Source organism: Agrobacterium sp. El2ro-1b (genome assembly GCF_048298475.1).
Classification (GTDB): Bacteria; Pseudomonadota; Alphaproteobacteria; order Rhizobiales; family Rhizobiaceae; genus Agrobacterium; species Agrobacterium fabrum.
Map to the genome: position 1 here is coordinate 2,687,641 of NZ_CP103458.1, position 14,092 is coordinate 2,701,732.

At 60.6% G+C, this 14,092-nt stretch carries 11 protein-coding genes; 1 reads left to right on the forward strand and 10 read right to left on the reverse strand.

Annotated features, from left to right (window positions below):
* Window positions 1–129 precede the first annotated feature (129 nt).
* The 8 genes from pnp to rimP all read right to left on the reverse strand — a co-directional run bounded on the left by pnp (window position 130) and on the right by rimP (window position 10,233).
* Window positions 130–2,271: a polyribonucleotide nucleotidyltransferase gene (gene pnp, locus NYR50_RS13105; protein WP_418136231.1), complete on the reverse strand. Its 2,142-nt coding sequence runs from the start codon at window positions 2,269–2,271 to the stop codon at window positions 130–132.
* Between the two features lie 265 nt (window positions 2,272–2,536).
* Entirely contained in the window at window positions 2,537–2,806 is a 270-nt protein-coding gene (rpsO, locus tag NYR50_RS13110) for a 30S ribosomal protein S15 (protein ID WP_006309908.1), read from the reverse strand.
* Between the two features lie 165 nt (window positions 2,807–2,971).
* A complete protein-coding gene (truB, locus tag NYR50_RS13115; RefSeq protein WP_006309909.1) occupies window positions 2,972–3,919 on the reverse strand; it encodes a tRNA pseudouridine(55) synthase TruB in 948 nt (315 codons plus the stop codon).
* Window positions 3,920–3,922: 3 nt separating this feature from the next.
* Window positions 3,923–4,339, reverse strand: coding sequence for a 30S ribosome-binding factor RbfA (gene rbfA / locus NYR50_RS13120; protein WP_006309910.1), 417 nt, complete (start codon window positions 4,337–4,339; stop codon window positions 3,923–3,925).
* A gap of 75 nt (window positions 4,340–4,414) precedes the next feature.
* Window positions 4,415–7,156 carry a translation initiation factor IF-2 gene (gene infB / locus NYR50_RS13125; RefSeq protein WP_006309911.1) on the reverse strand — a complete coding sequence of 914 codons (2,742 nt, stop codon included), beginning with the start codon at window positions 7,154–7,156 and terminating at the stop codon, window positions 4,415–4,417.
* A gap of 102 nt (window positions 7,157–7,258) precedes the next feature.
* Window positions 7,259–7,960 carry an RNA-binding protein gene (locus NYR50_RS13130; RefSeq protein ID WP_006309912.1) on the reverse strand — a complete coding sequence of 234 codons (702 nt, stop codon included), beginning with the start codon at window positions 7,958–7,960 and terminating at the stop codon, window positions 7,259–7,261.
* Entirely contained in the window at window positions 7,957–9,573 is a 1,617-nt protein-coding gene (nusA, locus tag NYR50_RS13135; RefSeq protein WP_006309913.1) for a transcription termination factor NusA, read from the reverse strand. Before nusA ends, NYR50_RS13130 begins: the two co-directional genes overlap by 4 nt.
* 63 nt (window positions 9,574–9,636) lie before the next feature.
* A complete protein-coding gene (rimP, locus tag NYR50_RS13140) occupies window positions 9,637–10,233 on the reverse strand; it encodes a ribosome maturation factor RimP (protein WP_111805891.1) in 597 nt (198 codons plus the stop codon).
* A gap of 288 nt (window positions 10,234–10,521) precedes the next feature.
* Here rimP and NYR50_RS13145 point away from each other — a divergent pair, with 288 nt between their 5' ends.
* Window positions 10,522–12,150: an MFS transporter gene (locus NYR50_RS13145; protein WP_111805889.1), complete on the forward strand. Its 1,629-nt coding sequence runs from the start codon at window positions 10,522–10,524 to the stop codon at window positions 12,148–12,150.
* Between the two features lie 22 nt (window positions 12,151–12,172).
* Here NYR50_RS13145 and NYR50_RS13150 read toward each other — a convergent pair whose 3' ends face one another.
* A complete protein-coding gene (locus NYR50_RS13150; protein ID WP_111805887.1) occupies window positions 12,173–13,438 on the reverse strand; it encodes a lytic murein transglycosylase in 1,266 nt (421 codons plus the stop codon).
* Between the two features lie 34 nt (window positions 13,439–13,472).
* Window positions 13,473–14,078, reverse strand: coding sequence for a recombination mediator RecR (gene recR, locus NYR50_RS13155; RefSeq protein WP_418136232.1), 606 nt, complete (start codon window positions 14,076–14,078; stop codon window positions 13,473–13,475).
* Window positions 14,079–14,092 lie beyond the last annotated feature (14 nt).

The window sequence follows — 14,092 nt, forward strand, 5'->3', positions numbered from 1 at the left end:
CGTCCTCAAGGTAGGATGGAGTTTGTCAGGGAAAAGTGGAAACCGGTTTTCCCGAAAAGGCAAACGATAACAAAACGAAAAAAAGGCGCGGGCAGAACCCGCGCCTCGATAGGGTCTGGCGACGCAGCCTTATTCGGCAGCGGCTTCGCCGTCTTTCTTGTCGGCAGCGACTTCCTTGCCGGTTGCCTGGTCGACAACCTTCATGGACAGGCGAACCTTGCCGCGCTCATCGAAGCCCATCAGCTTGACCCAGACCTTGTCGCCTTCCTTGACGACGTCGGAGGTCTTGGCAACGCGCTCGGAAGCGAGCTGCGAGATGTGGACGAGGCCGTCACGAGCGCCGAAGAAGTTGACGAAAGCGCCGAAGTCAGCGGTCTTGACAACAGTACCTTCGTAGATCTGGCCGACTTCCGGTTCCGCAACGATCGAGTGGATCCACTTGCGGGCCGCTTCGATTTCCTTGCCGGAAGCAGAAGCGATCTTGACGGTGCCGTCGTCTTCGATGTTGATCTTGGCGCCGGTCTTTTCGACGATTTCGCGGATGACCTTGCCGCCCGAACCGATGACTTCACGGATCTTCTCGACCGGAATGTTCATCACTTCGATGCGCGGTGCAAATTCACCGAGCTGGCCGCGGCTCTCGGTGATGGCGTTGGCCATTTCGCCGAGGATGTGTTTGCGGCCACCCTGTGCCTGCTCCAGAGCGATCTTCATGATCTCTTCGGTGATGCCGGCGATCTTGATATCCATCTGCAGCGAGGTGATGCCGTCGGCCGTACCTGCGACCTTGAAGTCCATGTCGCCGAGGTGATCTTCGTCACCGAGGATGTCGGAGAGAACTGCAAAGCGCTCGCCTTCGAGGATCAGGCCCATGGCGATACCGGCAACCGGCTTAGCGAGCGGAACGCCAGCGTCCATCAGAGCAAGCGAGGTGCCGCAAACCGTTGCCATCGACGAGGAGCCGTTGGACTCGGTGATTTCGGAAACGACGCGCAGCGTGTAGGGGAACTGTTCCGCAGTCGGCAGCATCGGACGGATAGCGCGCCATGCGAGCTTGCCGTGACCGATTTCGCGACGGCCCGGGGAGCCCATGCGGCCTGTTTCGCCCACCGAGTAGGGCGGGAAGTTGTAATGCAGCAGGAAGCGTTCCTTGTACATGCCGGTCAGGCTATCGACATACTGTTCGTCTTCGCCGGTGCCGAGCGTCGCAACAACGATCGCCTGGGTCTCACCACGAGTGAACAGCGCCGAACCGTGGGTGCGCGGCAGGATGCCGACTTCGGAAACGATCGGGCGAACGGTCGACAGGTCGCGGCCGTCGATGCGGCTCTTGGTGTCGAGAACGTTCCAGCGAACGATCTTGGCCTGGAGGTGCTTGAAGACAGCGCCGATTTCTTCCGGTGTATACTTGGCTTCGCCTTCTTCCGGGAGGAAGTGTGCCTTGACCTTCGCCTTGACGGCGTCGACGGCAGCGTAACGGGCAGCCTTTTCGGTGATCTTGTAGGCGGTGCGCAGTTCGGTTTCGGCAAGGCCGAGCATTTCGTTTTCGAGTGCGGAGAAATCTTCCGGCTCGAATTCGCGTGGCTCCTTGGCGGCAACTTCAGCGAGCTTGATGATCGCGTCGATGACCGGCTGGAAGCCCTTGTGGCCGAACATGACGGCGCCGAGCATGATCTCTTCGTTGAGTTCCTTGGCTTCCGATTCCACCATCAGGACGGCGTCCTGCGTGCCGGCAACAACCAGATCCAGAACCGATTCATCCATCTCGTCGAGATGCGGGTTCAGAACGTATTCGCCGTTGATGTAGCCAACGCGCGCGCCGCCAACAGGACCCATGAAAGGAATGCCAGACAGTGTAAGCGCAGCGGATGCGGCAACCATCGACAGAACGTCCGGATCATTTTCCAGATCGTGCTGGATGACGGTGACGACAACCTGCGTGTCGTTCTTGTAGCCTTCAGGGAAAAGCGGGCGGATCGGACGGTCGATCAGGCGGGAAACGAGGGTTTCCTTTTCCGACGGACGACCTTCGCGCTTGAAGTAACCACCGGGGATCTTGCCGGCTGCGTAGGTCTTTTCCTGATAGTTGACGGTCAGCGGGAAGAAGTCCTGGCCGGGCTTCGGAGACTTTGCGGAAACCACGGTCGCGAGAACCATCGTCTCGCCGTAGGTTGCGATGACGGCGCCGTCAGCCTGACGGGCAACCTTGCCGGTCTCGAGCTTCAGCGGGCGGCCTGCCCATTCGATTTCCACGGAGTGTTTATTGAACATATCTTGTCCTTGTTTGTGCGTGCCACCCAAAAGGGGCAACGAATGACGCAATCACGGGCAAGACAGCGGGAGGCTTTCAAGATCAAGCATCCTGCAATCCTGCCCCATGACAGGTCTGCGGTTGAAAAGGCGACACCGGCCCATCCGGGTCTACCTTATCGGTCCGGGGCCACATCTGCGGCAGACGCCCGGAAATTCATGTGGCCTTCAAAAGGCCCGATATAAAAACCGGCGGGTATCGTTGTGAAACCCGCCGGATAAGATTTTAGCGGCGAATGCCGAGAGCACCGATCAGCTTGGTGTAACGGGCTTCGTCCTTCTTCTTCAGATAGTCGAGAAGCGAACGGCGGCTCGAAACGAGCGTCAGAAGGCCACGACGGGAGTGGTTGTCCTTCTTGTGGTCCTTGAAGTGACCGGTCAGGTTGTTGATCCGCTCGGTCAGGATTGCGACCTGAACTTCCGGAGAACCGGTGTCGCCTGCCTTGGTGGCATATTCCGTGATGAGGGCGGCTTTGCGCTCTGCAGTAATCGACATCGTACGATCCTTTCTTGTTTTAAGGAAAAACGGGGACGCCTAGAGCCGGGATGTCGTCCAGCTCTGGCCATTCAGCAGCACAGGCAAAGCCCAAGCTGGCGCTGCCTATAAACTATTCCGGGTGCAATTGAAAGAGGCGATTGACAGCGCCTCCGAGCCGTATGGTTAGCCAAAAACCCGCTTTGGCCTGAACTCGCCTTCGCCGATCTCGCCTATGGCGACCAGTTTGCCTTGCGCGGTGGCATAGGCTTCCGGGTGATTGGCTGGCGCATCGCGCCCGCGCAGCAGGATGGGGTTGCCCATCTTAAGCCTGTGCGCCTGATCATCGTTGATGATGAGGCGGGGAAGGGAGGACAGCGCCTCGGCGGTATCGATCAGGAAGGCATCCAGTGCTTCCAGCCGTTCGTCACGATCTTCTATCGCTTCCAGCGCCGTCAGCGTTTCGAGCGGCACCATCATGTCTTCGCCGAAGGGGGCGACCATGGTGCGGCGCAGTTCCGAGATATGGCCGAAACAGCCGAGATCGCGGCCCATGTCGCGGGCCAGCGCCCGCACGTAGGTGCCCTTGCCACATTCCACTTCGAAATGCGCGGTATCGGCGTCCGGGCAGGCCAGCAGCGTCAGGCGATGGATTTCTACTTCGCGTGCAGGAATTTCCACCGTCTCGCCGTCACGCGCCAGATCATAGGCGCGCTCGCCAGCAATTTTGATGGCGGAAAACTGCGGCGGGGTCTGCATGATCACGCCGGTATAATTGGGCAGAATATCGCGGATCGCCTGCTCTTCCGGGCGCTGGTCAGAGGATTCGACCACCTCACCCTCGAGATCGTCGGTCGCGCGCTGTTCGCCCCAGGTCACGGTAAATTCGTAGATCTTCCGGCCGTCCATGACGTAGGGCACGGTCTTGGTGGCGTCACCGAGCGCGATCGGCAGCATGCCGGAAGCGAGCGGATCAAGCGTACCGGCGTGGCCCGCCTTCTGGGCGTTGAACAGCCATTTGATCTTGGAAACGGCCTCTGTGGAGCCGAAATCGAGCGGCTTGTCGAGGATGAGCCAGCCCGAAATCGGACGGCCCTTGGGTTTGCGGTGCTGCTGTTTGCGTGGTTTGGACATGCTTCAGTTCTGTTCGTCGTCTTTTTCGTTTGAAGGACCGAGATCGCGCTGAACTTCGGGCGAACGCAGGAGCGCGTCGATCTTCTGGTAATTGTCGAAACTCGTATCGTCGCGGAAACGCAGTTCCGGCATGTATTTCATCTGCCGAAGCTGCGGGCCGAGGCGGCCGCGCATGAATTTTGCGTGGCGGTTCAGTGCGCTGATGATGTCGGTGTGATCGGCAACGCCAAGCGGCGTCACGTAAGCTGTCGCGATCTTGAGATCGGGCGACATGCGCACTTCCGAGATGGAAATGACGGTGCCTTCGATCAGATCGTCGCGGACTTCGCCGCGCTGGAGAATTTGGGTAAGGGCGGCGCGCACCTGTTCGCCAACACGCAGCATGCGTTGCGAAGGGGCCGATGATGTAGCTTTTGCCATGGGTAATGCCTCAAACGGAGCGAGCGCCGGTAAGCCGGCGCCCGACAGTAAATTCCTGTTTTGCGGCGAGAACGCTTAGAGCGTTCTCGTGATGTGTTCGACGCGGAAGCACTCGATGGTGTCGCCGGCGCGGATGTCTTCGTAGTTTTCGAAGGCCATACCGCACTCCTGACCGACCGGCACTTCGTTGACTTCGTCCTTGAAGCGCTTGAGGGTCTTGAGCTTGCCTTCGTGGATGACGACGTTGTCGCGCACCAGACGCACACCCGCACCACGTTCCACCTTGCCCTCGACGACGCGGCAACCCGCGACCTTGCCGACCTTGGTGATATTGAACACCTCGAGAATTTCGGCATTGCCGAGGAAGGTCTCGCGACGTTCCGGCGAAAGAAGACCCGACATCGCCGCCTTCACGTCATCCACCAGATCGTAGATGATGTTGTAGTAGCGGATTTCGATACCGGCGCGTTCGGACGCCGTACGTGCCTGTGCGTTGGCGCGTACGTTGAAGCCGATGATCGCGGCGTTCGATGCCTCGGCAAGCGAGATATCCGATTCCGTGATGGCACCAGCACCAGAGTGAACGACACGAGCGCGGACTTCGTCTGTGCCGAGCTTGTCGAGCGAAGCGATAATGGCTTCGACCGAACCCTGCACGTCCGCCTTGATGACCAGCGGGAATTCCTTCAATCCCGAAGTCTGCAACTGGCTCATCATCTGTTCGAGCGAGCCGCGCTGGCCGGTCTGACGGGCGACAGCCTTGTCGCGGGCCAGACGCTGGCGATACTCGGAAATCTCGCGGGCGCGGCTTTCGTTTTCGACGACCGCAAAACGGTCACCGGCTGAGGGCGTGCCGGAAAGGCCGAGAATTTCGACCGGCATGGCCGGACCGGCTTCCTTGACGTGGTCGCCCTTGTCGTTGACGAGCGCGCGCACACGGCCCCACTGGTCGCCGGCGACGATGATCTGGCCGGGCTTCAGTGTACCCTTCTGTACGAGAACGGTGGCGACGGCGCCACGTCCACGGTCCAGCTCGGCCTCGATGACCGTGCCTTCCGCCGTGCGGCTCGGATCTGCCTTCAGATCGAGGATTTCGGCCTGAAGCAGGATCGCCTCGAGCAGCTTGTCGAGATTGAGCTTGTTCTTGGCCGACACTTCGACGTCAAGAACTTCACCACCCATCGATTCCACGAACACTTCGTGCTGCAGCAGCTGCTGGCGAACCTTGTCCGGGTTTGCCTCGTGCTTGTCGATCTTGTTGATCGCAACGACGATCGGAACACCGGCCGCCTTGGCGTGATTGATCGACTCGATCGTCTGCGGCATCACGCTGTCGTCTGCGGCAACAACCAGAACGGCAATGTCGGTTGCCTGTGCACCACGGGCACGCATGGCCGTAAAGGCGGCGTGGCCGGGCGTGTCGATGAAGGTGATCTTGTGACCGTTCTTCTCGACCTGATAGGCGCCGATATGCTGGGTGATACCACCGGCTTCACCGGAAACCACATTTGCCTGACGGATGGCGTCGAGCAGCGAGGTCTTGCCGTGGTCGACGTGACCCATGATGGTGACGACCGGCGGACGGGAAACCATCTCGCCTTCATCGTCCGTCTGGTTGAAGATGCCTTCTTCGACGTCGGATTCCGACACGCGCTTGACGGTGTGGCCGAATTCGACCGCGATCAGTTCGGCCAGATCGGCGTCGATCACGTCGCCCGGCTTCAACATCTGGCCTTCCTTCATCAGGAACTTGATGACGTCAACTGCCCGTTCGGACATACGCTGCGACAATTCCTGAATGGTGATGGTTTCCGGCAGGATGACCTCGCGCAAAACCTTTTCGCGGGTTTCCTGCATCTGGCTGCGGCGGAATTTCTCCTGCCGGCGGCGCATGGATGCCATGGAGCGGCCGCGCGGCGTGCCGTCTTCCTCCAGATTGGATGTGACTGTCAGCTTGCCACGACGGCGTTCTTCTTCCGTCTTGAGACGAGCAGCGGGCTTGGCCGGAGCCGGAGCCACGACCTTGCCGCGGGCCGGAAGGCTGCTGCCGCGACGCACGGCACCACGATCGTCCTCATCGTCACCACCGGTACGGCGTCCGCGCGGAGCGGCAGCGTCGGGTGTGGCGGGAGCGGAACGGGGAGCGGCGGCCGCAGACTGCGGGCGGGCGTCAGTGCGAGGCGCCGGCGCGGCGGCCGCAGCCGGCCTTTCGCTGGCAGGCTCGGCTCTTACTTCAGCGGCAGGCTGGCTTGCAGCCACCTTGGCAGCCGCAGCCTCTTCGGCGGCGCGGTTTGCTGCTTCCACTTTTTCGGCGGCGATACGCTGTTCTTCCTCGACCTTGCGGCGGGCTTCATCTTCGGCGCGCTGCTTGGCTTCAACCACGTCGCGAGCCTGCGCTTCCATCAGCGCGCGGCGACGGGCTTCCATTTCGCCTGCCGAAAGATCATGCAGAACATTGCCACGCGGACGGTCGGCCTGGCGCTGCTGGGGCGCGGACGAGCCGGAGCGTTGCTGCGACTGGGAGGAACCCGGACGCTGCTGCTGGCCGCCTGGCTGGTGAATACGCGGCTGCGGAGCCTGCGGACGCGCCGCCACCGGGGCAGGGGCGGCAGGCTTCGGTGCTGCCACAACAGGCTGAACCGGCTTCTCGTCTTCAGGTCGATGGGGGCGGCGCTTGCGTGTTTCCACGACAACCGCGTTGGTGCGACCTCGACCCATATCCTGCCGCACGGTGCCCTGATTCATCCCGCCCGGTTTCAGGGTAAGAGTCTTCTTGGCCGGCGCATTGAGTGTCTTGTCGTCGTTGTTGTCCGTCATTCCGTTCCCGTTCCTTCGGACGAGAACCGGATGACGTCCATCAGGTCTCGTCGTTCAATTGCTGCATCGGAACGCGGCGACCGTTGATGTCGGTTAACCGCGTCATTGTTCTGTCCGGGCAGCGTCGCGTTCCGCCTGAGATCGACCGCCAAGGCGGTACTGCTCAAGCATCGTTGCGCGCTTCACTACACCCTCACCCGCCTGCCCTGCAAGCGCGCAGGCATGGATAAAAGCATTCTGGCCCATCAACTCGTCCATTTCGGCTTCGCTAGAGAGCCGGAAGGACGGAATTTCATTGCCGGCATCGCTGCCGAGCGCCCAGGCCTTGCGGGCCTGGTCCAGTTTTCTAACACCGTCGGCCGCAGCATCGGTCGCGTGGAACACGGCGATCGCGTTCCCGGACCGGACGGCTGCATCGACCTTCGTCGCGCCGCTGATGAACTGGCCCGCCTTGCGCGCCATGTTCATCATTCCTGCAAGCTGCTGCGCCATCAGCCGGTCGAGAAGAGCGAGAAGCTCGGGTCCGGCCTTGACGTCACGTTTGAGAGCCCGCGCGAAGAGCTTCTTCGCGATGGCCTTTTCGATCAGGGCGCGCTCGGGTGTCACCCAGCAGCCGCGCCCCGGCAATTGGCGTTTCAAATCCGGAACGACGCTGCCGTCCGGGCCTGCAACGAAGCGGATCAACTCATCTGGCGATCCGCTCTGCCGTGTCACAATGCACATACGTCCATTAACGTCGCCCTTGATCCGCCCGTCATCGTCAGTCTCGGGCAGATCGTCCGGCTCATGCGCCTGCGATGTCATTCCTGTTCGGCGGTATCCGCCTCCTCGGCAGCTTCCGCCTCGACTTCCTGTTCGGAAGCAAGCTCTTCAGCGGTGATCCAGCCTGCCAGAAGACGGGCCTGCACCACCATGTTCTCGGCTTCGACGCGCGAAACATCGAGCTTGGAGAAGATGCCTTCGAACTTCTTCGTCTCGCCGTCCTTGCGCTCACTCCAGCCGACCAGATCGTCCGCTGCGCAGCCGGCAAAGTCCTCGATGGTCTTGATGCCGTCTTCACCGAGCGCGACCATCATCTGCGAGGTCAGGCCATCGATCTGGCGCAGCTCGTCGGTAACGCCGAGTTCCTTGCGCTTGGCGTCCATTTCGGCTTCCAGGCGTTCCAGATATTCGCGGGCGCGGGTCTGGATTTCATCGGCAGTGTCTTCGTCGAAGCCATCGATCGAGGTAATTTCGTCAAGATCGACATAGGCCAGTTCTTCAACCTGTGCGAACCCTTCCGAAGCCAGAACCTGGCCGACCATTTCGTCGACATCCAGCGCTTCCATGAAGAGTGCCGTGCGCTCGTTGAATTCCTTCTGGCGACGCTCGGATTCTTCCTGCTCGGTCATGATGTCGATATCCCAGCCGGTCAGCTGCGATGCCAGACGCACGTTCTGACCGCGGCGGCCAATGGCGAGCGACAGCTGCTCGTCGGGAACAACCACTTCGATACGCTCGGATTCTTCATCCAGAACGACCTTGGCGACTTCCGCCGGCTGCAGGGCGTTGACGATGAAGGAAGCCGGTTCCTGGCTCCACGGAATGATGTCGATCTTCTCGCCCTGGAGTTCGCCGACAACGGCCTGGACGCGCGAACCGCGCATACCGACGCAAGCGCCGACCGGATCGATCGAGCTATCGTTCGAGATGACGGCGATTTTGGCGCGCGAACCGGGGTCACGGGCAACCGACTTGATCTGGATGATGCCGTCGTAGATCTCAGGGACTTCCATGGTGAACAGCTTCACCATGAACTGCGGATGGGTACGCGACAGGAAAATCTGCGGGCCGCGCTGTTCGCGGCGAACGTCGTAGACATAGGCGCGAACGCGGTCGCCATAACGCATGTTTTCGCGCGGGATCATCTCGTCGCGACGGATGATGCCTTCGCCACGGCCGAGATCGACGATGACATTGCCATATTCGACGCGCTTCACGGTGCCGTTGACGATTTCGCCGATGCGGTCCTTGAACTCGTCATACTGACGATCGCGCTCGGCTTCACGTACCTTCTGCACGATGACCTGCTTGGCGGACTGAGCAGCGATACGGCCGAAATCCATCGGCGGCAGCGGATCGGCGATGAAGTCGCCGAGCTTGGCGTCGGGGTTGCGGTCGCGGGCGAGCTCCAGCGGGATCTGGGTCGAATAGTCTTCAGCCGCCTCGACCACTTCCAGAAGACGCTGCAGGCGGATTTCGCCGGTCTTGGAGTTGATGTCGGCGCGGATGTTGGTTTCCGAACCATAGCGCGAGCGGGCAGCTTTCTGGATAGCGTCGGCCATTGCGGCAAGCACGATTTCGCGGTCGATGACCTTTTCGCGCGCCACAGCATCGGCGATCTGCAGAAGCTCAAGCCGGTTAGCACTCACTGCCATTTTTTTATCTCCGTAAGTCGCATAATTGCGGGGATCGCCCGTTTTCCGGGCTTTACGTTGGAATTAGTCTTCGTCTGCTTCGTTTTCGTCGTTTTGGTTTGCGGCGGCGGCCTTTGCCGCCTTGTCTGCCCGCAGCGCATCACGAATAAGGTCGTCCGTCAGAATGAGCTTCGCATCGGAAAGCGCATTGAACGGAACGACGACCGTCGGCTCTTCGCCATAGGCAATCTGATCGCGTTCCAGCTTGAAACCGTCAGCATCGACCTCAACGATCTTGCCGCGAAACCGCTTGCGGTTTTCGACCAGAATGGAGGTCTCGACCTTCACCAGATGGCCCTGCCAGCGGGTGAAATCCGTTTTGCGAACCATCGGCCGGTCAATGCCGGGCGAGGAAACTTCGAGATGATACGCTTTCTCGACCGGATCTTCCACATCAAGAACCGGTGAAATTGCCATGGAGATGGCTTCACAGTCCTGAACGTTCATCGTTCCGTCTTCGCGCTCGGCCATCACCTGCAGCGTCATGCCGTTCTGGTTGGAGAGCCGCACGCGCACCAGGAGATATCCCATGCCCGTCAGAACAGGCTCGATGATCTCGGCAATGCGCTGGTCAATGCCCGTTTCGGTTATCAGTCGCGGTTCGTGTGCGGTGTCTGCCATCTGGCCTTCCGGTCTTTAGATTTTCACCGGGCACTCAGCCCGTGGTTTCCGGTTCGCCTAACGAAAAAGAGCGGAGCCTTGCGGCCCCACTCTTCATCAAGCGATCAAGAATTTCAGGGGTCATATAGACCCATCGGGGCAGGATTGCAAGGTTTTACCGGGCTCTTCCGCTTTGGGTGCCGCCTCCGCCACATTTTCACCCTTACCGTGTCGGAAAGGCTGGCATGATCGCCGGCACTGTCTATAGTTGCCGTTTGACAAATCGCAGTTGCATCAAGTGGACTGATCGTGCCTGACCGTAAATCGCCACTCGCGCCTTTAAGGCATTTGACTTACAGACGAATCTGGATCGCGAGCCTTGCCTCGAATTTCGGCGGATTGATCCAGGCGGTGGGTGCCGCGTGGATGATGACCTCGCTGTCGAGTTCGGAAAACATGATCGCGCTGGTGCAGGCCTCCACCTCTTTGCCGATCATGATGTTCTCGCTGATTTCAGGCGCGCTGGCCGATAGTTTCGACCGTCGCCGCATTATGATTTCGGCGCAGCTTCTGATGCTGACGGCCTCCGTGATGCTCACCGTCTTTGCCTGGTCCGGCTGGCTCACGCCCTGGCTGTTGCTGTTCTTCACCTTCATGATCGGTTGCGGCACGGCGCTCAACAATCCGTCCTGGCAGGCCTCGGTCGGCGAAATGGTACCGCGTGAGGATTTGCCCGCCGCCGTGACGCTGAACAGCGTCGGCTTCAACATCACCCGCAGCGTCGGCCCGGCCATCGGCGGTATCATCGTTGCCGCCGCCGGTGCTGCGGCTGCGTTTTTCGTGAATGCGCTGAGCTATTTCACTTTGATTTATGCGCTGTTTCGCTGGCAACCGCCCAAATATGCCTCGACGCTGCCGCGCGAGCAGCTTCTGGCGGCCATCTCGGCCGGCATGCGGTATGTGGCGATGTCGCCCAATATCGGCAAGGTGCTGGTGCGCGGCTTCCTTTTCGGCCTTTCCGCCAGCGCCATTCTTGCCCTGATGCCGATTGTCGCCCGCGATCTGGTCGAGGGCGGCCCGCTGACCTACGGCGTCATGCTCGGTGCCTTCGGCGTCGGCGCCATTGGCGGTGCGCTCATCAGCGCCCGGCTGCGGGAAGTCATGTCCAGCGAATGGATCGTGCGCGTCGCCTTTCTCGGCTTCGCTTTCAGCTCCGGCGTAACTGCGGTGAGCACGAGCGCGATCGTCACCTCGCTGGTTCTCGCCATTGCCGGTGCCTGCTGGGTGCTGGCGCTGTCGCTTTTCAACACCATCGTCCAGCTCTCCACCCCGCGCTGGGTGGTCGGCCGGGCACTGTCGCTTTATCAGACGCTGACCTTCGGCGGCATCGCGGTCGGCAGCTGGTTGTGGGGCGAGCTGGCGGAAGATTACGGCATTTCCTATTCACTTCTCTGTTCGTGCGTGCTGATGCTGCTCGGCGTTGTCGTCGGCCTCAAGCTCGCCATGCCGGCCTTCGCGTCGCTCAATCTCGATCCGCTCAACCGTTTTGTGGAGCCCCCGCTGAGACTGGACGTCAAGCCGCGCAGCGGCCCAATCGCCATTCTCATCGATTATGAAATCCATGACGAAGATCTCGGCGAATTCCTGCCGCTGATGGCGGAACGCCGCCGCATCCGTCTGCGCGATGGCGCACGCAACTGGAACCTGATGCGCGATCTCGAAAACCCCGACATTTGGACGGAAAGTTACCACGTGCCGACATGGGTGGAATATGTCCGTCACAACCACCGCCGCACCCAGGCGGATGCGGAAGCCTGGGACCGGCTGCTGGAGCTTCACCGCGGCAAGACGCGGCCGCGGGTGCATCGGATGATCGAACGGCAGACCATTCCGCCGACCGATGATATCTTCCACAAGCCACATACCGACCAGCATTAGGATACAATGGGCCGGAGGCGGATTATTTCAGCTTCGTCTTCAGCGTCGCATCGGGAAAACATGTCGGCGCGAGGCCGTTTTTCGACTGCCAGTCGCCGAGTGAGCGGCGCGTCTTGAAGCCCGCCAGCCCGTCCGCCTTGCCGACATCGTAACCCTTGGCGACCAGCGCCTTCTGCATGGCCAGCACGTCAGAGCGCAGCATCGACCCGACATTGCCCCATTCCCCCTTGAACGGTCCTGCCCCATGGGCGATGCGGTCGGCGAGATTGCCGATGAAGAGGGCGTAGAGATCGGAATTATTATACTCCTTGATGACGTAGAAATTCGGCGTCACCACGAATTCCGGTCCGTGCCGTCCGGCCGGCACCAGCATCATGCCGTCGGCAGTCAGGTCATTGGCAGGAAAGGCTTTTCCGGAGATGCGGGTAATGCCCATCTTCGCCCAGTCGGCCACTGGCCGGGCCAGATCAGGGCCTTCCTGCGCGCAGGAAACATTGGGGGGGATGGAGACTTCGAAGCCCCAGTCGCGATTGCGCTGCCAGCCGCGCTGGGAAAGATAGTTCGCTATGGATGCCAGTGCATCCGGCACGGAATTCCATATATCGCGGTGGCCATCGCCATCGAAATCCACGGCGTATTTCAGATAGCTCGACGGCATGAATTGCGGCTGGCCAAGCGCGCCGGCCCAGGAGCCCATCATGCGTGAAGCCGCTATATCGCCGCTTTCGACGATCTTCAGCGCATCGATCAACTCCGTTCTGAACATCTCCTTGCGGGTCGACATATAAGCTTTCGTGGCCAGCACATCGACCACCGAATGCGGCAGTTTTGCCCGGCCGAAACCGGATTCGCGGCCCCAGATCGCAATGATGATATCGCCGGGAACACCATATTTCGCCTCGATCCTGCGCAGCGTCGCCGCATGCGTTGCCGCAAGCGAACGGCCGGTGCCGGCAAGCCCCTGCAGCCTCTTTTCGGAGAAATAAGCGCCAGGCGAGGAGAATTCCGCCTGGCTTTGGCTCTGTTCCTTCGGCGGTTTCTGGCCGGGAATGACAAGATCGGGCAGGTCCCAGCTGATGGAAAGACCGCTGAGCGTGGCTTCCAGCGTCTTTTGCGAAATACCGGCTTTGCGGGCCTCCGGCCAGATTTCCTTTTTCAGCCAGGCATTGAAGTCTGCATCATATTTGGCGGCAGCCGCACCTGTTGGGGCCGACTGTGCAAGAACTGTCGTTGCTGAAAAAACGGAAAGAATGGCGGCCAGCGCCTTGGTAGCAAATCGGTGTCGCATTCGGTCTCCTCTTGGATTGTGGGGAGGGAAGGCTTCAGATCGTCGTTCGCGCCCGAAGCGCTGCCGTCAATGTGCCCTCGTCGAGATAATCAAGCTCGCCGCCCACAGGCACGCCATGTGCGAGCCTCGTGATCTTGATGCCGAGGCCGGAGAGGCGGTCGGTGATGTAATGGGCAGTCGCCTGTCCTTCCACCGTCGCATTGACGGCGATAATGAGCTCGCGAATGCCGCCGGCACTTACGCGGTCGATCAGTCCCTTGATGTTCAGGTCCTCCGGTCCGACGCCGTCGAGCGGCGACAGCGTGCCACCCAGAACGTGATAGGCGGTGTTCATCGCGCCCGCCCGCTCCAGCGCCCAGAGATCCGACACGTCTTCCACCACGATGATGACGGACTGGTCACGCCGGTCATCGGCGCAGACGGTGCAGGGATCGATCGTATCGACATTGCCGCAGCAGGAGCAGATCTTCACCTTGTCATAGGCTTCGCCCATGGCATGGCCGAGCGGCCCGAGAAGCTGTTCCTTCTTCCTGATGAGATGCAATGCCGCCCGCCGTGCCGAGCGGGGGCCAAGCCCCGGCACTTTTGCCAGAAGCTGGATCAGTTTTTCAATTTCGGGACCGGTGACTCGTTTTGCCATGAGCGCTTTCTACT